General features: G+C 63.6%; 24 protein-coding genes, 1 tRNA gene and 1 pseudogene. 17 read left to right on the top strand and 9 right to left on the bottom strand.

From position 1 onward, the window contains the following. From AUR64_RS20765 to AUR64_RS16145, 5 genes and pseudogenes are all read left to right on the top strand, one after another. Nucleotides 1–539, top strand: a pseudogene (locus tag AUR64_RS20765) (ABC transporter ATP-binding protein); the annotation flags it as partial. A gap of 29 nt (nt 540–568) precedes the next feature. After that, complete coding sequence (locus tag AUR64_RS16160) at nt 569–772, top strand: hypothetical protein (protein WP_058582994.1); 204 nt, start codon at nt 569–571, stop codon at nt 770–772. A gap of 53 nt (nt 773–825) precedes the next feature. Continuing rightward, on the top strand, nt 826–1,920 hold the full coding sequence (locus tag AUR64_RS16155; RefSeq protein ID WP_058582993.1) for a Gfo/Idh/MocA family protein: 1,095 nt from the start codon (nt 826–828) through the stop codon (nt 1,918–1,920). 105 nt (nt 1,921–2,025) lie between these two features. Then, entirely contained in the window at nt 2,026–2,436 is a 411-nt protein-coding gene (locus AUR64_RS16150) for a hypothetical protein (RefSeq protein ID WP_058582992.1), read from the top strand. 33 nt (nt 2,437–2,469) lie between these two features. Then, complete coding sequence (locus AUR64_RS16145; protein ID WP_058582991.1) at nt 2,470–3,438, top strand: sugar phosphate isomerase/epimerase family protein; 969 nt, start codon at nt 2,470–2,472, stop codon at nt 3,436–3,438. Nucleotides 3,439–3,461: 23 nt separating this feature from the next. Here AUR64_RS16145 and AUR64_RS16140 read toward each other — a convergent pair whose 3' ends face one another. Continuing rightward, on the bottom strand, nt 3,462–3,935 hold the full coding sequence (locus AUR64_RS16140) for an NUDIX hydrolase (protein WP_058582990.1): 474 nt from the start codon (nt 3,933–3,935) through the stop codon (nt 3,462–3,464). A gap of 75 nt (nt 3,936–4,010) precedes the next feature. On the opposite strand from AUR64_RS16140, the gene AUR64_RS16135 reads away from it, so the two are divergent. Beyond that, nucleotides 4,011–5,123, top strand: coding sequence for a Gfo/Idh/MocA family protein (locus AUR64_RS16135; protein WP_058582989.1), 1,113 nt, complete (start codon nt 4,011–4,013; stop codon nt 5,121–5,123). A gap of 80 nt (nt 5,124–5,203) precedes the next feature. On the opposite strand, the gene AUR64_RS16130 is transcribed toward AUR64_RS16135, so the two are convergent. Further along, a complete protein-coding gene (locus AUR64_RS16130) occupies nt 5,204–6,052 on the bottom strand; it encodes a translation initiation factor eIF-2B (protein ID WP_058582988.1) in 849 nt (282 codons plus the stop codon). 107 nt (nt 6,053–6,159) lie between these two features. Between AUR64_RS16130 and AUR64_RS16125 the strand changes: the two genes are divergently transcribed. Continuing rightward, on the top strand, nt 6,160–6,624 hold the full coding sequence (locus AUR64_RS16125) for a hypothetical protein (protein ID WP_058582987.1): 465 nt from the start codon (nt 6,160–6,162) through the stop codon (nt 6,622–6,624). A gap of 41 nt (nt 6,625–6,665) precedes the next feature. Further along, nucleotides 6,666–6,917, top strand: coding sequence for a DUF7556 family protein (locus AUR64_RS21440; RefSeq protein ID WP_449271951.1), 252 nt, complete (start codon nt 6,666–6,668; stop codon nt 6,915–6,917). Nucleotides 6,918–7,075: 158 nt separating this feature from the next. Here AUR64_RS21440 and AUR64_RS16115 read toward each other — a convergent pair whose 3' ends face one another. The 4 genes from AUR64_RS16115 to AUR64_RS16100 all read right to left on the bottom strand — a co-directional run bounded on the left by AUR64_RS16115 (nt 7,076) and on the right by AUR64_RS16100 (nt 11,256). After that, nucleotides 7,076–8,536 carry an RtcB family protein gene (locus AUR64_RS16115; protein ID WP_058582985.1) on the bottom strand — a complete coding sequence of 487 codons (1,461 nt, stop codon included), beginning with the start codon at nt 8,534–8,536 and terminating at the stop codon, nt 7,076–7,078. An 83-nt stretch (nt 8,537–8,619) separates the two neighbouring features. Next, nucleotides 8,620–9,687, bottom strand: coding sequence for a DoxX family protein (locus AUR64_RS16110; protein ID WP_058582984.1), 1,068 nt, complete (start codon nt 9,685–9,687; stop codon nt 8,620–8,622). A gap of 141 nt (nt 9,688–9,828) precedes the next feature. Beyond that, nucleotides 9,829–10,299: an archease gene (locus AUR64_RS16105; RefSeq protein WP_058582983.1), complete on the bottom strand. Its 471-nt coding sequence runs from the start codon at nt 10,297–10,299 to the stop codon at nt 9,829–9,831. A 24-nt stretch (nt 10,300–10,323) separates the two neighbouring features. Then, nucleotides 10,324–11,256 (bottom strand): DUF502 domain-containing protein, encoded by a 933-nt coding sequence (locus tag AUR64_RS16100; protein WP_058582982.1) that lies wholly within the window; start codon nt 11,254–11,256, stop codon nt 10,324–10,326. Nucleotides 11,257–11,387: 131 nt separating this feature from the next. On the opposite strand from AUR64_RS16100, the gene AUR64_RS16095 reads away from it, so the two are divergent. Further along, on the top strand, nt 11,388–11,864 hold the full coding sequence (locus AUR64_RS16095) for a GNAT family N-acetyltransferase (RefSeq protein WP_058582981.1): 477 nt from the start codon (nt 11,388–11,390) through the stop codon (nt 11,862–11,864). Nucleotides 11,865–11,884: 20 nt separating this feature from the next. Here AUR64_RS16095 and AUR64_RS16090 read toward each other — a convergent pair whose 3' ends face one another. Beyond that, complete coding sequence (locus AUR64_RS16090) at nt 11,885–12,223, bottom strand: DUF7344 domain-containing protein (RefSeq protein WP_058582980.1); 339 nt, start codon at nt 12,221–12,223, stop codon at nt 11,885–11,887. 173 nt (nt 12,224–12,396) lie between these two features. On the opposite strand from AUR64_RS16090, the gene AUR64_RS16085 reads away from it, so the two are divergent. The 4 genes from AUR64_RS16085 to purF all read left to right on the top strand — a co-directional run bounded on the left by AUR64_RS16085 (nt 12,397) and on the right by purF (nt 15,466). Next, nucleotides 12,397–13,173, top strand: coding sequence for a helix-turn-helix domain-containing protein (locus AUR64_RS16085; protein WP_058582979.1), 777 nt, complete (start codon nt 12,397–12,399; stop codon nt 13,171–13,173). A gap of 104 nt (nt 13,174–13,277) precedes the next feature. Continuing rightward, complete coding sequence (locus AUR64_RS16080) at nt 13,278–13,505, top strand: LSM domain-containing protein (RefSeq protein WP_058582978.1); 228 nt, start codon at nt 13,278–13,280, stop codon at nt 13,503–13,505. Then, the gene (locus AUR64_RS16075) at nt 13,502–13,675 is read left to right on the top strand and encodes a 50S ribosomal protein L37e (protein WP_058582977.1); all 174 of its coding nucleotides are present in this window, start codon (nt 13,502–13,504) and stop codon (nt 13,673–13,675) included. Before AUR64_RS16080 ends, AUR64_RS16075 begins: the two co-directional genes overlap by 4 nt. Nucleotides 13,676–13,957: 282 nt before the next feature. Beyond that, nucleotides 13,958–15,466 carry an amidophosphoribosyltransferase gene (gene purF / locus AUR64_RS16065; protein ID WP_058582975.1) on the top strand — a complete coding sequence of 503 codons (1,509 nt, stop codon included), beginning with the start codon at nt 13,958–13,960 and terminating at the stop codon, nt 15,464–15,466. A gap of 15 nt (nt 15,467–15,481) precedes the next feature. On the opposite strand, the gene AUR64_RS16060 is transcribed toward purF, so the two are convergent. Continuing rightward, nucleotides 15,482–16,042, bottom strand: a complete 561-nt coding sequence (locus AUR64_RS16060) for a DUF420 domain-containing protein (RefSeq protein ID WP_058582974.1) — start codon at nt 16,040–16,042, stop codon at nt 15,482–15,484. A gap of 223 nt (nt 16,043–16,265) precedes the next feature. Between AUR64_RS16060 and AUR64_RS16055 the strand changes: the two genes are divergently transcribed. From AUR64_RS16055 to AUR64_RS16040, 4 genes are all read left to right on the top strand, one after another. Next, nucleotides 16,266–16,350: transfer RNA gene (locus AUR64_RS16055), tRNA-Leu, on the top strand. A gap of 475 nt (nt 16,351–16,825) precedes the next feature. Beyond that, the gene (locus AUR64_RS16050; RefSeq protein ID WP_058582973.1) at nt 16,826–17,794 is read left to right on the top strand and encodes a hypothetical protein; all 969 of its coding nucleotides are present in this window, start codon (nt 16,826–16,828) and stop codon (nt 17,792–17,794) included. Nucleotides 17,795–17,999: 205 nt separating this feature from the next. Next, the gene (locus tag AUR64_RS16045; RefSeq protein WP_058582972.1) at nt 18,000–18,521 is read left to right on the top strand and encodes a helix-turn-helix domain-containing protein; all 522 of its coding nucleotides are present in this window, start codon (nt 18,000–18,002) and stop codon (nt 18,519–18,521) included. Between the two features lie 44 nt (nt 18,522–18,565). After that, entirely contained in the window at nt 18,566–19,825 is a 1,260-nt protein-coding gene (locus AUR64_RS16040; protein WP_058582971.1) for an alanine--tRNA ligase-related protein, read from the top strand. Nucleotides 19,826–19,850: 25 nt separating this feature from the next. Here the strand turns inward: AUR64_RS16040 and AUR64_RS16035 are convergent, their stop codons facing one another. Beyond that, nucleotides 19,851–20,813 (bottom strand): ABC transporter permease, encoded by a 963-nt coding sequence (locus tag AUR64_RS16035; protein WP_058582970.1) that lies wholly within the window; start codon nt 20,811–20,813, stop codon nt 19,851–19,853. Between the last annotated feature and the right edge of the window lie 199 nt (nt 20,814–21,012).

The following is a 21,012-nucleotide window of genomic DNA, read 5'->3' as shown; positions in this document are numbered from 1 at the left end:
ACCCGCCGCTGACCTGCTACAACGAACCGCAGAACCTGTTCGTCGCCGGCTTCATCGGGTCGCCGTCGATGAACTTCCTCGACGGGACGGTCACCCAGCAGGGCTTCGAACATCATACCGGCGTCCAAATCGAGTTCGACCCCGCGCAGATGGGTGTCGAAGTCGGTCAGGAAATCACCCTCGGCGTCCGACCGGAGGACGTCTACCCCGCCAGCGAGTCGGGGTCGGTTGCACACCAGTCGATGACCGTCGAGACGATAACTGACGTGCTCGAACCGATGGGTGACGAAATCTTCGTCTACCTGCTGCTGGACGAGGAGGGAACCGGGATGGACATCGAGTCCGCCCAACAGAACCAACTGCTGATGAGCGTCGACCCCGACAGCGACATCACCGAAGACCAGGAGTTCGACGTCGTGCTCGACCGGAGCAAGATTCACCTGTTCGACACCGCGTCGGGTGAGGCGCTCCAGCACGGACTGGTTCAGTTGACCAGCGCGGAGAACGTCACCGAAACCGGCGCAGAGAGCGACGACTGAACACGAACTGACAGCGACACCAGCCACAGATGGTCAACGAACTCGGACTGTTGTACATCGGGATGGTGACCCTTCTGTTCTTCTTCTGGGCGTACGGCATCGTGTCGTTCGTCTTGGACCTGAAGAACATCATCATCCCCAAAGGGCGACAGTTCCTGCGCGGCAGACGGCGCATCAAAGAGCAGAAGCAACAGGACGAAGAGCGGGAGGAACGCGAGCGTCAGTTGTACTGACAACACATGGAACGTGACGCTTAACACGTGTTGTAGTAAACGAGGAGTAGAGAATGACTTCGGACACGCCAGTACGGGTCGGGGTAGTTGGCCTCGGTAACATCGGCCACTACCACGCCGACCGGTTGACGGATTTGGGCGCGACGCTCGTCGGCGGCATGGACATCCAAGCCGACGCCCGACGACGCTTCGCCGAAAAGTACGGCGTCGAAGCGTACGACGACAAACACGAGTTCTTCGACGACGTCGACGCCGTCATCGTGACGACGCCGAACCGCTTCCACGAGGAGTACGCCGTCGCGGCGCTCGACGCCGGTATCGACGTACTGTTGGAGAAACCGCTCGCGCACAACTTGGAGAGCGCCGAGCGTATCGCTGCCGCCGCCGAGGCGTCCGACGCGCTCTGCATGGTCGGCTTCAACAACCGCTTTGCGAACCCCGTCGAGGTTATCAAAAGTTACCAGCGCGACGGCGAGTTCGGCGAGATGCAGCACGTCGAGGCCAACTACGTCCGTCGACGTGGCATTCCCGGCCGCGGGTCGTGGTTCACCTCGAAAGACATCGCCGGCGGTGGCGCGCTCATCGACATCGGCGTCCACGCTATCGACCTCGCGCTCTACTTCCTCGATTTCCCCGAAATCGTCGAAGTGTCGGGCGTCACGCGCTCGCAGTTCGGCAACCAAGACGACTACGCGTTCGTCGAGATGTGGGGCGAGGACATCGGTCCGGAAGGGTTCGACGTCGACGACTCCGCGAGCGCCTTCATCCGCTCGGCGGACGGACAGACCATCTCGCTTGAAGTCGCGTGGGCGACGAACCGACCGACGAACGACGAGTTCGTCATCCGCGGGTCGGACGCCGGCGCGCGCTTCGACCGTGCGAGCCACGAACTGACGCTGTACGAGACGGGCAAGAACGGAACCGACCATCTGCGCGACACAGACGTGCAGACGCAGGCCAACGACACCCACAAATCCGAACAGCGCCTGTTCCTCGACGCCGTCGCCTCCGGCGAGAAACCCGAGCGCAACACCGTCGAACAGGGACTGGCGGTTCAGCGCGTCATCGACGCCATCTACCGCTCCTCGGCCGAAGGGAAGGCGATTCGTCTCGACGCCGAATCCGAAGCGACGCCCGAACTCGACTGAGTCGATTCCCTGACTCGGAGACGGCCGTACACGGCGTGTCCGTCTTTTGTACTCCGATGAGTAGTTGGCAGAAAGATATTTATCGACTGTTGGATAGTTTGACGTATGATTCGTGCGCTCGGTCGGACCACCGCGTGCTTCGTCGGTCTGTTCGTCGCCGGGGCCTCCGCCTCAACTATCGCTTCACCGGACCCGACGGGACTCGCCTCGATGCTGTCGCTCGGAGTGGCGCTTCCGGTGGTTGGCTACCTGTCGGTCCAGTTCGGCCGCGGGTCGCAGTCACTGGCGAACGTCGGCCGGTTCGTCGGCGCGTGGTTCGTCCTCTCGATACTACTCGCTATCTGGCGAAGCGTGCTGCTGACGACCTTCGGCGACGTAGCCGCAGTTACGAACGTCGTGTTCTCGCTTCCGGCAATCCTCCTCTCCGCACTGGTCGTTCCTACCATCGCGTACTACCTCGCCTGCCTCGGAGGGTACGACCGGCTCCGGCACTCGCTGCCCGTTGCACCCTCCTGAAGTTTTATCGACGCGCTGAATGTAGCACCAGGCATGGACATCGGAGTACTCACTGTCCCCTTAGGCGGCCAGTCGCTCGAAGAAGCGCTCGACTATCTCGATTCTATCGGCGTCTCGGCGGTCGAACTCGGCGTCGGTGGCTTCCCCGGCGACGACCACGTCGATAGACAGGAACTGCTCGACGACGAGAGCGCCCGCGAGGAACTCCTCGAACTCGTCGACAGCCACGACATGTACATCAGCGCGTTGGCGACACACAACAATCCCCTCCACCCGGACGAGGAGACGGCCGACGAGGCCGACACCGAACTCCGGGAGGCGGTCGAACTCGCCGACCATCTCGACGTCGACGCCGTTACCTGCTTCTCCGGGCTTCCGGCCGGTGGGCCGGACGACGACGTGCCTAACTGGATAACCGCGCCGTGGCCGACCGAACATGCCGACGCCCACGAGTACCAGTGGGACGTCGCCACCGACTACTGGTCGGGATTGGCGAACCATGCCGCCGACCACGAAGTCCAACTCGCCATCGAGATGCACCCGAACATGCTCGTCTACGAACCGACGGGGATGCTGCGTCTGCGCGAGGCGACGAACCAGTACGTCGGCGCGAACTTCGACCCCTCACACCTGTACTGGCAGGATATCGACGTTCTCGCCGCGATTCGGTATCTCGGCGAGGCCGGAGCGATTCACCACGTCCACGCGAAGGACACCCGCGTCTACGAGGACCGCTCTCGAATCAAAGGCGTTCTCGATACGACTTCGTACACCGAGGAACCGGACCGCTCGTGGCTGTTCCGCACCGTCGGCTACGGCCACGGCGAGGAACACTGGAAGGACGTGGTGTCGACGCTGCGGATGGTCGGCTACGACGGCGCACTCTCCATCGAACACGAGGACTCGCTCACGTCGTCGCGTGAGGGCCTCGAAAAAGCGGTCGAACTGCTCCAACGGTCGGTGTTCGAGACGACGCCCGGCGAGGCGTACTGGGCGGAGTAGTCGACGGCGACTTTTTCCTCCCTCTACAGCACGTCCGGTAGCTTCTCCGGAAACAGCGTTTCTTCCCCGTCGGTGAAATCGGTCAGTGGTTTCCACAGGCAGTCGAGTTCCTCGCCGGTTTCCGGTTCTTGAGCGGTGAACGAGTCCATCTGATACGGCCACTGCTGGACGAACTCCGCGCCGTAGACGCGGTGGACCTCGTGGTACTCCTCGCCGTTCATCCTGAACGCGTCCTCGAACGTGCCGAGTTCGTGGACTTTCGTCAGTTCGACTTCCAACTCCTCGCGGAACTCGCGGCGAAGCGCGTCGACGCTGTGCTCACCGAACTCGACGCCGCCACCGAGCGGTCGGTAGTAGGTGCCGACTTCCTCGGATTCGTCTTCGAAGACGAGTAGTTCGTCGTCGCGGCGGACCGCGCCGAGAGCGACCACGCGAATCTGCTCGCGGTGCGGGGGTTCTGCGTCGTCGGGAGCGTCGGTGGAGGACTGCTTGCTCATGCGCGGAGATTGACCCACCTTCGCAAGTAACTGACGGACATGAAACCCTAAGCCACCGCCGCGTGAAGTGGCCACATGGCTCTGACAGTCGGTATGCTCGGCTATCGGTTCATGGGACAGGCACACTCGAACGCGCTGGCGCGTCTTCCGATGTTCTTCCCGGACGCGCCCGACGTGGTTCGTCACACCCTCGTCGGCCGCGACGAGGAGGCGCTGGCGGACGCCGCCGACCGCTTCGGCTTCGAGCACACCGCCACCGACTGGAAGGACGTCGTCGACGAGGTGGACGTGTTCTACAACCTCGGCCCGAACCATCTCCACGCCGACCCCTCCATCGCGGCGCTCGAAGCCGGGACACACGTTTTCTGTGAGAAACCGCTCGCACCGACGCTGGAGGAAGCCGAACGGATGCGCGACGCCGCCGCCGACGCGTCGGGCGTCGCCGGTTGTGCGTTCAACTACCGGTTCATTCCGGCCATCCAATATGCAAAAAACCTCATCGACGACGGCGTGATTGGCGAGATTCGCCACGTCGACGGCCGCTACATGCAGGACTGGCTCGCAGACCCCGACGCGCCTTGGGCGTGGCGGATGGACAAGGACCTCGCCGGCAGCGGTGCGCTCGGTGACCTCGGCGCACACACCGTCGACCTCGCGCGCTTCCTCGTCGGCGAGCAGGCCGGCGACATCGCCGAGGTGAGCGGAAGTCTCCGAACGTTCGTCGAGGAGCGCCCGGTCCCCGGCGAAGACGAGATGCGCCCCGTCACCGTCGACGACGCCTACACCGCCGAAGCCGCGTTCGAAAACGGCGCGATGGGGACGTTCGAGGCCTCCCGCGTCGCCACCGGCCACAAGAACGACCACACGATTCGCATCCACGGGTCGAAAGGCAGTCTCGAATTCTCGCTCGAACGCATCAACGAACTCAAGTTGCTGCGAGAAGGCAACCGCGGCTACGAGACCATCCTCGTCACCGACGAAGACGACCCCTACGTGGAAAACTGGTGGCCGCCGGGCCACGTTCTCGGCTGGGAACACACGTTCGTCCACGAGAACTACGAGTTCCTCTCGGCGGCGGATTCGGGCAGCGAGTTCCACCCCTCGTTCGAGGACGCCTACGAAGTCCAGCAGGTGCTCGACGCTATCGAACGGAGTGACCAAAACGGCGAGCGAATCGCGCTCGACTAACTGGTCAAGCGCAGACGCGAGGCGTTTTTGAGCGGCGAGCGGGTCGCGCTGGACTGAACTGCCGAGCGCCGATTTCGACTTCAGTACTCCCGCGTCTGCTCGTCGGTGATGACTTCGTCGATGAGCGACATCGGCGTCGCGTCGTAGGCGGGGTTGTCGATGCTAAAGCCCTCGGCGGGTTCGAGCATCACCTCGGCGGGCGAGCGGAACTCGTTTTCGAACCGGAAGCCGTCCTCGATAATCTTCGCGCCGGAACCGACGATGGTGACGGGGACGCCGACCTGGTTGGCGGCGGCGACCATCGGGAAGGTGCCGACGCGGTTGTACAGCACGTCGTCGACGATGCAGTCCATTCCGATGAGAACGCGGTCACAGTTTTCCAGCACGTAGCCCGACGCGCCGTCGACGATGAGGTGGGCGTCGACGCGGTCCATCGTAGCGAGCGTTCGCGCCGTCTTCCGACCGAGATAGCGCGGGCGCGCCTCCGTCGCGTAGGCGGTGAGTTCGAGACCGTCGCGGACGGCGCTCTCGACGGCTTCCAACACCGTCGAGGAGTAGTCGTGCGTGAGGAACGTCTCGCCGTCTTCGAAGGTCTCGGCGGCCGTTTCGGCGGCGCGGCGCTTGCCACGCTCGACGTCCTCGACGACGCGCTCTATCGTCTCTCTCGTCTGCGTTTTCGCTTCGTCGACCGTGTCGGTTTCGCCGACGACGCTCTCTGTCACCTCGCGCATCGCGTTGTACAGCGAGGCGTGTGAGGGGTTCGCCCGTCGGAGCGCTCCCGCGTTCCGTTCGAGGTCACGCTCGTACTCTTCGAGGGTGACGAACTCCCTGTCGAGTAGCTCCGAGAGCGCCCGCGTTGCCTTGACGGCGACGACGGAGGAACTGTGGGTCTGCATCTCCCGAATTTCCTCGACCGTCTCGTCTATCATACCCGAACGTCTCCGCCTCGGTGCAAAGAGTTTCCGGGAGACACGGTCGGTCCGGGTACTGCCGACCTGCCGCGAAACCCAAGTGTCCGCAGTCCCTACCGCCAGTGATGAGTTTCACCGTCACCTACTACTGCCCACACTGCGAGACGCTCGTCGAACTCGAACGCGACGAGTATCTCGCCGACAAGGCGGTCACGCCGTACCCGCTCGAAGGCTGGGAGTACGCAACGCCCGAAGAGGCGTACGAGGACGCCGACGGCGTCGAACTCGTCTGTGGCGACAGCGACGCCCCCTCCGTGACGTTCAAACCGAAAGGATGGATTCCGGGCGAGGCGAGCGGTGCGGATGATGGCGGCGGCGGTGCTGACTCCGGCGACGCAGCGAGTGACGAGTCGGACGAAGACAGCCAAATCGGGTGTGGCCGCGCGTTCTACCTCAGCTACGTCAAATACGCCGACGGCGAGGAACTCGACCCTCGACGCCCCTCGGAGTTCGTCGATATCGGCGGAGACGGCCGAACGGGGCCGCGTAGCCCCTCCGGACCGTCGGGTCCGGGTGGCTTCTGGTCTTAAACTGTCTGACGCGACTACCTAATCTATTTGGCAGTGGTGGTATGCCACCGGAACCATTCTATAGGAGTACGATGGATTCCCGAAACCCGAAACGTCGGGACACCCGACGCCCTCCACGCGACGGAAGTGGAGCTGCGAGCGACCGTACTTTCGAGTCGTCCGACACGGAAGTGACGTCAGCGCTCGACGAGGTAGACGGAGAGGAGTCGCTCGTCGTCGCCGACATCGCCCGCGACGACGCGTGGCTCTCGATGAGTACGACCGCGTGCGTCGCCGTCGACGCGTGGCGGTGATTCGCTATGACTAACGCTCCCTCCCGAGATTACAGTCGCATCTGTTCGAATCTCGAACGACTGAACTCGCGCGTCAGTATCCCGTCGCACGAGAACTCGCCGGAACCCGCTCGGTACGACTGAGCGAACGGACGGCGACCACGTATCGAATCCGACGACTACCCTTTGATGTTGCAGACTGGATAGGTTCGCGCGACTTTGTCTCCGATGCCGAGTGCGTCGGAGACGCGAACGACCTCGTCTACGTCCTTGTAGACGCCGGGCGCTTCCTCGGCGACGGTCGCACCGCTTTGCGCCTTGACGTAGATTCTGTTCTGGTCGCGCAGTTCCGACTGGACCGTCTCGCCCCAGTACTCCTTTTTCGCGCGGGTTCGGCTCATTACCCGACCTGCGCCGTGAGCGGTCGACCCGAACGACAGCGACAGCGACTCCTCACCGCCGCGGAGTACGTAGCTTCCCGCGCCCATGCTTCCGGGAATGATGACGGGCTGGCCCACATCGCGGTACGCCTTCGGTACTTCGGGATGACCCGCCGGAAACGCTCGGGTCGCACCTTTTCGGTGGACGTACAGTTCCCGTTCGTCGCCGTCGACGTCGTGAACTTCCTTTTTGGCGATGTTGTGCGCGACGTCGTACAGCAGGTGCATCTCCATCGCCTCCCAGTCGCGGCCGAAGACGCGTTCGAACACCTCGCGGGTCCGGTGCATCACCAGCTGTCGGTTGACCCACGCGAAGTTGATGGCGGCGCACATCGCCCTGTAGTACGATTCAGCCAGTTCGCTCCCCGCGGGCGCAGCGGCCAGTTCCCGGTCGGGCAGTTGCGCGAGTAGGTCGCCGTGTCGTTTCTCTATCTTCCGGAGGTAGTCGTTGCACACTTGGTGGCCGAGGCCGCGGCTCCCGCAGTGGATGAGTACGACGATTTGGTCCTCGGCGAGGCCGTACGCGTCGGCAACGTCGCTCCGAAACACGTCGGTGACGCGCTGGACTTCCAGAAAGTGATTGCCGGAGCCGAGACTTCCCAACTGCTTTTTGCCTCGGTTCTTCGCTTTCTCCGACACTGCATCGGCGTCGGCGTCGGGTCGTCGCCCTTCGTCCTCGCAGTGCAGCAGGTCGTCTTCGACGGCGTAGCCCGCTTCGAGCGCCCAGTCGACGCCGCGTTCGAGTACCGATTTCACCGTATCGAGGCCCGATTCGACGACCCCACCGCCGCCGAGGCCGGAGGGAATCGCCCGGAACAGTTCGTCGACGAGTTCTTCCTCCTTCCCTTGCAGGTCGTCGTACGAGAGGTTCGTCCGCATCATCCTGACGCCGCAGTTGATGTCGTAACCCACGGCTCCCGGCGAGATACAGCCGTGTTCGGTATCCGTCGCTCCCACGCCACCGACCGGGAAGCCGTAGCCTTGGTGTCCGTCGGGCATGCAGAGCGCGTGCTTCGTCATTCCCGGTAGCTGTGTCGCGTTCTTCAGTTGCTGCAGCGTTCTGTCGTCGCCAATCTGTTCGAGCAGGGCTTCGCTGGCGAGGACACGCGCGGGCACCCGCATCTCGCCCTCCCGCGGAATCTCCCAGACGTACTCTCGAACACGTTCGAGGCGGACACCGTCGAACTCGCGGGTAGTCATGTGTGTTGGTAGCACGGGCGACAGTGAATACGTTGGCTCGCGTCGACTCCGCCGACAGTTCGGCCGACGGACCTGTTTTCACCTCAGTCCGCGGTGACACCGCGTTCCGAACGCGTCTCTCGGGCGACCCACGCGTCGAACGAGAACGGGCCGCCGCCCGTGACGAGCAGCGCCGAGACGAGGCCGAACAGCGAGATGTGCGCCAACACCGGGTCGTCCGGGAGGCCGAACAGCGTCGTCGTGAAGAGGCCGAACGCGACGAGCGAGGAGGCGCGAGTAAATGCCCCGAATAGCAGCGCGAGGCCCACGACGGCCTCCGCGAGTCCCGCGCCGACGACCCACAGTTCCGGGAGCACCGGAACGACACTCGTCAGATTGTACTTCTCGACGACGGCGAGTGCTCCGACGGGGTTCATCAGCTTCTGGGTCACCCCGAGGTAGATGAACGACAGGCCCATGCCGACCCGGAGAATCGTCGGGACGAACGGCCGGTACGGCGCGATGCGGCGCTCGAACGGGACCGCGACGCGGCGATAGAAGGGGTCGACGCGCGAGTACAGCGTCCGGTCGTCGTCGGCCATGCGTGCGATGAGTTGGTCGGCACTCGGTCGCCCGCCACCGAGCAGGAGAATGGCGAGGAACGCCGGTACGTACTCGAACGCCAGCAGCAGTTCGGGCCGGAACGCCAACCCGACGAGATAGCCGAGCAGTCCGACGGCGGCGGCCAGACGCGTCGCTAGCCCGAACAGCAGGAGGAACCCGATAGCGACGCCGAACAGTCGGGTCGGCGCGGGAACCAGCGGCGTGAAGAAGTAGCCGGCGAAACCCGCGCCGACCAGCGGAAGGCCGACGCTCAAGCGTAGCAGCCACGGCACGAGGTTACGATAGTCGTTCATCACCGCGCGGAACGCGCGAACGTCGTCGCCGGCGGGTCGATACCTGAGATAGCCCGCGGCGGCGACGACGACGGCCAGCCCGGTTCCGACGAGCAGGAACACGCTCAACGGGTCGGATGCGACTGTCGCCAGAAGGCGGACGACGTTGCCCGCGCCGCCGCCGTCGACGACGTACTTCACGTGTGCGCTCGCCACGCCGGACGTAGCGAGCATCACCACGGTTGCGAACACCGCTCGGAGTGTGCGGCGTCTCATATATGAAACTCCGAATCGAGCGCTTCTAAACCCTACGTGCGTACTCGTTTTCGACGAAAATCGGGACGAACGTCCGTGATGGTTTCGAGCATCGACCCTCGAATCCAGCGCGTCCGAGTCAGAAAACTAGTCCACTCGGGGTCACACGTCGAAGACGACGTACGCGCGCCAGCCGTCGGCCGTCTCTTCGAGTCGCATCTCGGAGTAGGTGACCGCTTTCACCTCGCGCGCGCGGAGTCCACCGAGCGGAACGCCGCGAGCGTCGGCGTCGACGACCCACTCCTCACCCTTTTTGTCGCTCGCACCGTTCTCGTCGCTCTCACTGTCGTCGTTGCTGTCACCGTCGCTGCCGCGGGAGACGGTCACGCGGTTGTCGACGGGGAGAACTTCCCGTACGTCGCGTTCGTAGATGAGTTCGTCCAAGTAGTCGAACAGCGCCGCCTCCCGACTCTCGGCGCGGACTGTGAGCGAAAAGCGTTCGCCGTCGTCGGGGACTGTGTCGGCCATCGCCGCCGCGAGGCCGTCGGCGACCGACGCGAACACGACGCCGAGCGTCGGCCCGTCAGCGGCCACGGCCACGTCGGCGGTGTGTTCACGGAGTTCGTAGCCCATACGTCGAACTCGACCGCCGACGTATTACTCGCTGTCCTCGCTCGTGACGACCGTCTTTCCGTCGTTTTCGGCGGCGTCTCCGTCGCTGGTCGCTTTACCGCCGCTGTTCCCGCCGGCGTCGCCGTCTCCCTCAACGTTGTCGTTCGACGACTGCGACGAGTTCGACGAGTTCGACGACTGCGACGAGTTCGACGACTCCGGTTCGGCGCTGGCTTCTATCGCCGACAGACTCCGCAACTGACTCTCCGAGAGGCCGACGTCGGTTTCGGAGGCCGGTCCGATGGCGACGCCGCTGGTCACGATAGCGCGGACGCCTTCCTCGACGGTCATCTCCACGTCGTGAACCTTCGAGGTCGGCAGGTGGACGAGGTGGCCGCCCATCACCGGATTCGGGGCCAACGGGAGAAACATCGTCAGCATCTCGTCGTGGTCGATGGCGTCGGTGAGCGACGGCGGCGTCTCCGTCGTGACGAATCCGAGCGTGTACGCGCCGTCGGCGGGGAACTCGACGAGTTTTACCTCACGGAAGTTCTGGACGTCGCTTTCGAGGACGACGTCGCTCATCTGTCTGAAACTTTCGTACACTGCGCCGACCCCGGGGACGGCCCCCAAGACGGCGTCGAAGTAGTCGACGGCGCGTTCACCGTACTTCGACCCTTCGACGACGAACCCGACGAGGAGGACGATAGCGACGAGCACGGCGGGCGTGAGCAGTTCGATAGCCAACTCCCGGTCGACGTGTCTGGCCGTCGGGACGCTCGCCGCCCACGGTAACTGCACCAGATAATCCGAGAGCACGTCGAGGTACTCCGAGATGGCGTTGAGCGCCACCATGAACACGACGAACGTGATGACGAGGGGGATAACGACGGCGACGCCCGAGATAACGGCGTCTCGCAGGCGCTCACGTACCGTCCGGCGAACGCGCTGGTCGACACGCGGCCGTGACTCGTCCATACCGCTTCCAATACCGCTGTGCTACATAAATTACTTCTGCAGGTAAATGACACCCTCGAATCACTGTCACTTTATAACGAAGGTCGGTCGGGACGGTGGACTTATAACTACCTCTATACTACGGTGTGGTAGTGAGCGTCAACGTCGAACAGCGCGTCGACAACCCGGGCCAGTCCCAGTACGGCGAGGACGCCTGGGCGCTGAAAGAGCGTATCCGCAAGAAGGAAGGGGTGCTGAAGCAGCGGCGCGGCTTCTTCATGGACGCGTATCGACGCTCGAAGACGCATCTGTTCTACGAGGACGAACGACTCGTCGGCTTCGTCTCGACGCGGCGCGACGGCTACATCCTCTTCTTGGCCGTCGCTCCCGAGGTTCGCGGCGAGGGCTACGGCGAGCGTCTCGTCGCCACCGTCGCCGACGAACACCGAACGGTCACCTGCCACGCGCGGACGACGAACGTCGAGGCACTCGACTTCTACGAACACATCGGCTTCGAGATAACCCGCCGTATCGACAACTACTACGAGGACGGCGGCAACGCGTACTACCTCCGACTCGGTGAGGACGGCGGTCTGCGCGAGAAACTCTCGGAGTTCGTCCGCCGGTAAAAAAGCGTGCGACAGTCGGGTCAAAGCCACCCGTTCGGCAGTTCGTCGCTGTGTTCCCGCATCAGTTCCAACAACGGGCGTATCTCCTCGAAATTCTCGCCCCGAGTGATGGTTCCGTCGTCTCGATTCCAGTTTATCAGTCCCTCCTCTTCGAGCAGTGGAAGGTGGACGTGCCGCAGTTGCGTTCGTAACGCGTCGAGTTCCTGCGTCTCCGAGGAGTTCGCCGCGTCGCTTGCGAACTCGCGTTCGTCCCGCGGGTTGTCTTTGAGGACCTTGAGCAGCAGTCGCCGCCGCCACTTGTTCGACAGGACGACCAGGGACTTATCGAGTGTGAGCTTCGTTTCGGGCCATGAATCCAATGTATGCTTCCTCCGGCCCTTACTACGTTGTATAACGGTATATCCATCTAGACTTACCAGTCTGTCTCTCGTCTACACATAACGCGCCAGCCACGTTATCTTGGCCGAGGACCTCTCACAGAGGGTGGGTGGGCGTAACATCTAAACCAAACAGCGGCTGAACCCCGATAGAGATGGTCCGCTTCGACGAGTCGCAGGTTGATGAGGAAACCGCTGTTCGGCCCTTCTCGCTGGCGGATACCGACGGGGCCGCACTCGGTGACGTCCTCGCCACGGAGACGAGAGAACTGGTGTTTCGGTCGGAGGCGTTAGCACAGCCGTTTCTCGCCGCCGTCGACTCACCGGAGGACGTCAGTTTCAGTATCGACGCGCCCGAGCAACTTCCGGACGGAACGCTCCTGCAGTATTCGACCGTCGTTGGGATGGACCCACGGACGTATCAACGGATTCTCGAACAGTTCCCGACGGTCATCGAGACGTCCCTCTTGCGACGGTCGGACGGGTCGATATACGTCGAGACGCATACGGAAAGTGACTCGATTTCGGCGATTTTCGACGAGTTCGGCGGTCGAACCAAGCGAATCACACTGCGCGATGGCGCGCTCGTGACCGTCGGCGAACTCCCGGCGACAGTCGAGACGGAGGCAGTCGCCGAGGAAGTGCAGTCGCTGTATCCGGATATGGAACTCGCTGCCGACCGACTGGTACCGTCTTCCCGACTGTCTCATGCAGTGGTCACCGACAAACTGACCGACAGACAACTCACTGCACTCACACTGGCACACAGACACGGGTACTTCGAAGCACCTCGTCGCGCGACGGGGGCGGAGGTAGCCGAAGAGATGGGCATCACCAAACAGACGTTCCACAACCATCTCCGGCGCGCGCAGGCCGTCGTCTTCGACCAGTTGTTCGGTTCAGCGGAGAGCAGTCGGTCGACAGACGGCTAATCGGTCGCCGAACCCCCATACGAGAGCGTGTGTTCGCCCCACCATACCACGATTTCGGCGCTGTATCCGGTATTTTTAATAGTCGAACCGGTGGCGTACAGGGTATGAGCGGACGACCCCTCGACGTACTCGAGGCATCTCTGAACGAGTCGGTCACCGTGCAGCTGAAGGACGGCACCTCGTACTTCGGCACGCTCGCGGGCTACGACCAGCACATGAACGTCGTACTCGAAGAGAGTCTCGACGACGACGTCTCCGGCAGCCTCGACGTGGAGGAAGTCGAAGACACAACGATTATACGCGGCGATAACGTGGTCACGATAACAACATGACGGGAGCAGGAACCCCGAGTCAGGGCAAGAAGAACAAGACGACGCACGTCAAATGTCGTCGCTGCGGCGAGAAATCCTACCACGTGAAGAAGAAGGTTTGCTCGTCGTGCGGCTTCGGCAAGTCGGCGAAACGTCGTGACTACGCGTGGCAGTCGAAAGCGGGCGAGTAATCCCCCGCTTCCTGCGACGTTCTTTCTCTCTCAGCTACACCCCGAAGCGACGGCTATCGATACTGCCGACCGCTCCGGCGGTGTCTCCGACGAACGCTCCGCTGACGACACCCGTCAGCGACGCCGCTAATCGAAAGACGCCGTACCGAAGGTCGTGAAGAGCTGTCGCCGAAACGGCTGAGTCCCCCGCAATATCCACGATTGTGTATATCTGTATTGAATAGCAGTCGAAATACAGCACAACCACGGGTGTTTTTACGCGTGGACATCTGACTTCCTCCTATGCAACAGGGGCGGGACATCCGTCGAGTCGGTGACGGGCTCAACGAAAAGTGCGGCGTCGTCGGCGTCTCCCTCGGCGAACGCGAGGCCGCACGGCCGCTGTACTACTCGCTGTACGCACTCCAGCACCGCGGTCAGGAGTCGGCGGGTATCGTCACCCACGACGGCTTTCAGCAACACAGCCACGTCGAGATGGGACTCGTCGGCGACGTGTTCGACGAGGACTCGCTGTCGACGCTGCGCGGCACTGCGGGCATCGGCCACGTTCGCTACCCCACGGCCGGTGGCGTCAACAGTTGCTGTGCACAGCCGTTCGCCGTCTCGTTCAAATCCGGGTCGCTGGGCCTCGCCCACAACGGCAACCTCGTCAACGCCGACGAGATTCGCTCGGAACTCGAAGACCTCGGCCACGCGTTCACCTCCAACGGCGACACCGAAGTCATCGCCCACGACCTCGCGCGGAACCTCCTCGAAGCCGACCTCGTTCGCGCGGTCAAGCGGACGATGGAGCGCATCCACGGGTCGTACGCGCTCACCATCAGCCACGACGACACCGTCCTCGGGGTCCGAGACCCCGAAGGCAATCGCCCGCTCTGTATCGGCAAACTCGACGACGGCTACGTTATCGCCTCCGAATCGGCGGCCATCGACACCCTCGACGGCGAACTCGTCCGCGACGTGCGACCGGGCGAACTCGTCGTCCTCGAAAACGACGGCAGCGGCTTCGACTCGTATCAACTCGTCGATAAGGAGAACGCCGCGCACTGTTTCTTCGAACACGTCTACTTCTCGCGGCCCGACTCGGTCATCGACGGAACGCTCGTCTACGAGGTCAGACGGAACCTCGGCCGGGCGCTCTGGGAGGAAAGCGGCGTCGAGACGGACGTCGTGATGCCGGTTCCCGACTCGGGTCGTGCGTTTGCGACGGGGTACGCCGAGGCGGCCGGCGAGACGACCGCTGACGGCGAACAACGGGCAGAAGACGACGACGGCGTGGAGTTCGCCGAGGGGCTGATGAAGAACCGCTACGTCGGGCGAACGTTCATCATGCCGACACAGGACGAACGCGAACGCGCGGTTCGGCTGAAACTCAACCCGATTCGAAGTACCGTGGAGGGGAAGACGGTGACGCTCATCGACGACAGCATCGTCCGCGGCACCACCTCCACGCAACTGGTCCAACTGCTGCGCGACGCCGGGGCCGAGGAAGTCCACATGCGTATCGGTGCGCCGCCTATCGTCGCACCCTGCTACATGGGCATCGACATGCACACGCGCGAGGAACTCATCGCCGCCGACCGCTCCGTCGCCGAGGTCAGAGACGAAATCGGCGCGGATAGTCTCGGCTACCTCTCTATCGACTCCATCGCCGACTGTCTCCAGAAATCACAGGCGGACCTCTGTCTCGGCTGTGTCACCGGCGAGTATCCGTACGATATCGACGGCGAGACGACCGACCGCGACGTGACGCGGCCCGCTATCGGCGCGGAAGCGCCCGCCGACGACTGAGGTTCGACGTCTCGCTCAGTAGACGACGTACAGGAGCAGATACACCACGTTGCCCAACACGAACGAGATGAGCCACAACGCCGCTGCGACACGCCCGATTTGCTTGTGTCTCGTTCCGTAAATCTGTGAGACTGGCCGGGTCAGCGCGAGGAGCAGGACGTAGTACAGAAGCGGGATACAGACGATGGCGAGGAGGATGTGAATCGCAAGCGTCGGTAGGTACACCCACTGGTCGACCACGGCGGGGCCGGGAAACTCCTGGGTTCCTTGCGAGATGACCTTGTAGAGGTAGAGGACGAGAAACGTCGCAAACAGCACGACGGTGGTGAGCATCAGCGTTCGATGTCTATCGACGTCGCCGCGGCGGATGGCGCGAACACCGGCGATAATCGTCCCGATGGCGACGGTGCTGATGACGGCGTTGACGTGCGGAATAGCGTCGTACAGCGGTTGCGGGGCCGTCGGGAGCAGCACGTCGGGTATCGCTCCGAGTGCCGCGCCGAAGACCAGTCCGAGCGACACGAGCGTCAGGATAGCCGTCGTCGCCGGGACGTGGTCTCTGACACGGAGTTCCATGCTCGAACTGTGTGTTCGGGCATCAAAACCGTTGCTCTGTTTATCGTCCGTCGCGCTCAGTCTGTGGCTCGTTTCGGGAGCGCCGACGAAGCGTCGGCCCGTCGCACCCGACGACGTATCGGCGTGAAAACCGCCACACTGCGAACACCCGACACGCCGCCGTCGAAAGGAAGGGCTTTTAACGAACCGTGCGAAACGAAGGAGTGCAGTAAGACACCCGCGAGCGTGGGTAGCCAAGCCAGGCCAACGGCGCAGCGTTGAGGGCGCTGTCCTGTAGAGGTCCGCCGGTTCAAATCCGGTCCCACGCATCGCAAGGGCGGAACAAAGTTCCGCCGAAAACGAGGCGGCGTAGCCGCCGAGTACGATGCAGGTGCTAACCCCTCAAAGGGACAAGCACCCACGCACAATCCTTTCGGAAACTACACCCGAAGAGCGGCAACGCTGTTCTCACAGTTCCAACCACACACAGTCATCTCGCTGTTCGCGCCTGAGGGCTGTTCCTTCGGTCCGGTAGGCTGCCACTGACAGCAAAATTTGCAGGATTGTTTGGGAACGGTCCACACGCCGAGACAGTCACGAATCCGAGCGAATTAGCTAGGTTATCGGCTATCTACCCGTCTCTCAGTTCCTCTCGGCGTTTTCGGTCGTCGGTCGGTCTCGCTCACGAACGTGGATGTTAGTTAATAACAATGTATCGGCGAAGAGTACGTCTCCGTGTATGACTGAATTGGCAAGTACCGAACGTGATATCTCGGCCGAGCGCCGAGCGATGGGGGTCTGACCGTGCAGTACGTCGACTTTTCGATACGGCAGTACGAACGACTCCTCGACGCCGCACTGGCCGGCGGCTACGAGTTCCTGACCGTCCGCGACTACCTCCTGACCGACGAGAACGAGTTACCCGAGCGGTTCGTCATCATGCGCCACGACGTGGACCGACGAGCGGAACTGTCGTATGCGATGGCGAACGCCGAAGCGGTCCGCGGTATCTCGGCGACGCACTACTTCCGGACGTACACCTTCGACGGTCCGGAGGCGAGACGACTCGTCGACATGGGTCACGAAGTCGGTTACCACTACGAGGACCTCTCGAAGACCCGCGGCGACGTGGACGCTGCCCACGAGCGCTTCGCGGAGAACCTCGAAGCGTTCCGCGCGTTCGTCCCCGTCGACACCGTCTGCGCACACGGGAGTCCGCTCTCGCCACAGCACAACGCGTCGATGTGGGAAGACGGCCCGTCGCTCGAATCGTACGGTCTCATGGGCGAGGGAGCGTACTCCATCGACACCGGCCGAAACAGCACCGACGACCTACGATACATCTCCGACACTGGTCGGGACTGGAACGTCGAAGTTGACGGCTGGGGAACGCTCCACTCGACGGACGGCGTCGCCGAGATGCTCGAAGCCGGTGGTCACCCGCACATCTACGTGCTGGCACATCCCGGCCGCTGGTCGCACACCCGCCGAGGGATGGCACACCGAATCGCGTGGGACCTCGCCGCCGAGAGCGCGAAAGCCGCGGTCAAGTACCCGAAGACGGTGATTCGAACCGTCACCCGTCAGGGAGGCGTCCCCGGACTGATTCCGTCGTCGGGGTCCGAGGAGTCCACGCCGGCCGAGAAACCGGTCGCGGAGCCAGCCACCGCCGAGAACGTGCTGGTCGAGAACGCGCCGGTCGAGGACGCCACCGAGTCCGTCGACGCCGAATCACAGACGCCGAGCGACCCCGTCACCCAGACGGCCGACTGAGCGACCCCCGGCCAAAATCGAACCGACTTCATCGATTTCGACCACACTCTACTTGATTGATTTCGAGAGAACTGATTTCGACCACGCTCGGCATCGCTGACTTCGACTGCTCCCGACCAACTCTGATTCGATTGAACCTGACCGACTCCGACTGCCGAATCAGCATCAGGCACGGGTTTAAATCGGCAGAGCAAGTATGGCGGGTATGCCCAAGTACTCCACCGGAAGCGGCGGTGGCGGCGGCGACGGCGGCAGTTGCGAACTCTGCGGGACCGAGAGTTCGAGACTCCGAGAGGAGAACGTCGCCGGCGCGACGTTGATGGTGTGTCCGGACTGCGCCAGCCACGGCGAGAACCGGAACAAAGAGCGCAAACGCCGCGAGCAGTCGGGCGGCCGCGACCAGAGCGAACCAAGCCGAAAGAAACGCGCCGCCCAGCGGGCAGCGAAGATGTACGACGCCGGCAAGGGCGACTCGAAACACTGGGAGGAGGAGGGAACCAACTACGAGCGTGACCGTCTCCCGTATCTCGTCGGCGACTACGGCGGCCGAGTCACCGAGGCCCGCGAGGACGCCGGTCTGACGACGGGTGACCTCGCGGCCGAACTGGAGGTGAACGAGCGTGACCTCGTTGCCGTCGAGGACGGGCGGGCGACGCAGGCGGGCGTCGGCGGGTCGGTCGTCCGAAAACTGGAGGACAGACTCGGCATCGACTTAGTCGACGAGTAGCCCCTAACTGTAGCTTTTTGTCCGCGTGTCGTCTTAGCACGGCTATGCCTGCCACGTTCGCATCCGCTCACCCAGACGTTCGGACGTTCGAGACGACTGTCGACGCCGTCGACGGCCGCGAGGTGACGCTCTCGGAGACGTACTTCTACGCCGAGAGCGGCGGCCAACCGGCCGACCGAGGTACGCTCGACGGTGTCCGCGTCGTCGACGTACAGAGCCGAGGTGACGAGGCCGCCCACCTACTCGACGAACCCCCCGCTTTCGGCGTCGGTGACACCGTCAGGGGTCGAATCGACGACGAGTTTCGAACCTACTGCATGCGAGCGCACACCGCGAGTCACGTCCTCTACGGCGCGGGCCGCGGCCTGCTCTCGGAACTCGGCTACGGCGGATTCGACATCAGCCCCGAGAAGGTGCGCGTCGACTTCACCACGACGACCGACATCGACGACCAGACGCTCGTCGAACTCGAACGCCGAGTCAACCGCGTCGTCTGGGAGTCGCGGCCGGTGACGTGGGAGCAGCGGTCCTTGGAGGACGCGCTCGACGACCCGAACATCGCGTTCAACACCAAAACCGAGGAGGGCGTGATGGCCGACGCCGACTCGATTCGCGTCGTCACCGTCGGCACGGCGACGCGCGAAAACGGCGGCGCGAGCGACGACAGTGGCGGAAACAACGAGCGAACCGACGAACCGTGGGACGTCGCCGCCTGCGGCGGCACGCACGTCTCGAACACGCGCGAAATCGGCCCGGTCGAACTCCTCGGTCGGTCGAACCCCGGCGAGGGTCTGACCCGAGTCGAGTTCGCCGTCGGTCCCCAGGCCGTCGAACGTCGCGCGGCCGTCAAACGCGCCGCCCTCGACACCGCCCGCGAAGTCGGCACGAGCGTGACAGAACTCCCTGAGTTCGTCGCCAAACTCCAAAGTGACAAAGAGGAACTGGCCGGCGAGTTGCGCGAGGCGAAGACGGCGATGCTCGCCGCCGACCTCGACTCCTTGCCGACGGTCGAACGCAACGGCGCGACGTGGCGCGTCGGCGTCGTCTCCGGCGTCGGCCCGAACGAGGTGGGCGACGAACTGCAGTCGCGCGTCGGCGACGGAACCGACGCCATCGCCGTCGCGGGCGAGCAGGGGTCGACGTTCGTCGTCGTCGCCACCGACGGCGACGTGAATGCGGGCGAAACAGTGAGCGAAATCACCGACGAGTTCGGCGGCGGCGGGGGCGGCAGTCCGACGTTCGCACAGGGCGGTGGACTGTCGGCCGCACCCGACGAAGTCGTCGAAGCGCTTCGGGAGTCGTAGTTTCTCGGCCGCTCGAACGCGCGCCTCACTCCGTCTCGATACGCGGGTCGAGAACCGCGTAGACGATGTCCTGCAACAGGTTGCCGCCGAGACCGACGGCCACCGGGACGAACGTCGTGGCGAGGATGACGCCGATGTCGCGCTCTTCGATGGCGACGAACGCGAGACGGCCGAAACCGGGAATCCCGAAGACGACTTCGACGACGATGACGCTGACGAACAACACCGTGAGCAGTTCGCTCACCGCCACCGAGAACAGCGGCACCGAAGCGTTCTTCAGCACGTGACGGGCGACGTCGCGGGTCCGCGCACCGTTGGCTCGGAGCGTCTTGACGAACTCCGCGGGCAGATATTCGAGCGACTCCGCACGCGCGTACCGAACCATCACCGCCGAGAGGTTGAGCGCGACGACGACGGCCGGCACGACGAGCGCAGGGAGGTTCGCCGCGCTCAACGCGGAACGCTCGGCGGACCACTGAATTATCGACGCGACTCCGGCGTACTCACCGGCGAGAAGCGTCACCAGCACGGCCGCGACGAACGCCGGGACCCCCATCCCGACGTACGCTCCCCCGGAGACGACCCAATCGAGCGGCCCACCCCGGAACATCGCCGCGAGCAGTCCGAGGAGAACGCCGCCGACGAGCGAGAAGAGGAGCGCCGGAACGAGATACGCGAGCGTGACGGGAATCGACTCGCCGAGCACCGCCGACACCGGCCGGTCGCGGACGTACGAGTAGCCGAACTCCAGCGTCGCGTACGCGGTCATCCACTCCACGTACCGGTCGGCGAGCGGTTCGTCGTAGTTGTGCGCCGCGGCGTACTGCGATTTGAACTCCTCGGCTTCCTCGCGGGACATCCCGAACTGCGGCCCCTGCTGGTTCGGGTCGGGCGTGAACGCGAAGACGAAAAAGGTCGCCGAGAGAATCAGATAGGCGACGAACAGCGTCCACGCCGTGCGTCTGAGCAGGTACCGGCCGGTCGTCATACGTTCAGTAGCTGGCTCAGCGAACCTGAATAAGCGTTGGCATGAGTGAGAGCCACGTTTCAGCTATCCGTACACTTTTGTGCATCTGACAGCCTCCTCAGGTGTGAATGAGACTCGGCGCCCGGAGACGGCCGAAGCGTGCCGGTGGCACCGGCACCTCCACAACTTCGGCGTCGGGCGGAGATATCAGACCATCGAC

This window comes from Haloprofundus marisrubri, assembly GCF_001469955.1.
GTDB lineage: Archaea > Halobacteriota > Halobacteria > Halobacteriales > Haloferacaceae > Haloprofundus > Haloprofundus marisrubri.
This window is presented reverse-complemented; position numbering and strand designations above follow the sequence as displayed.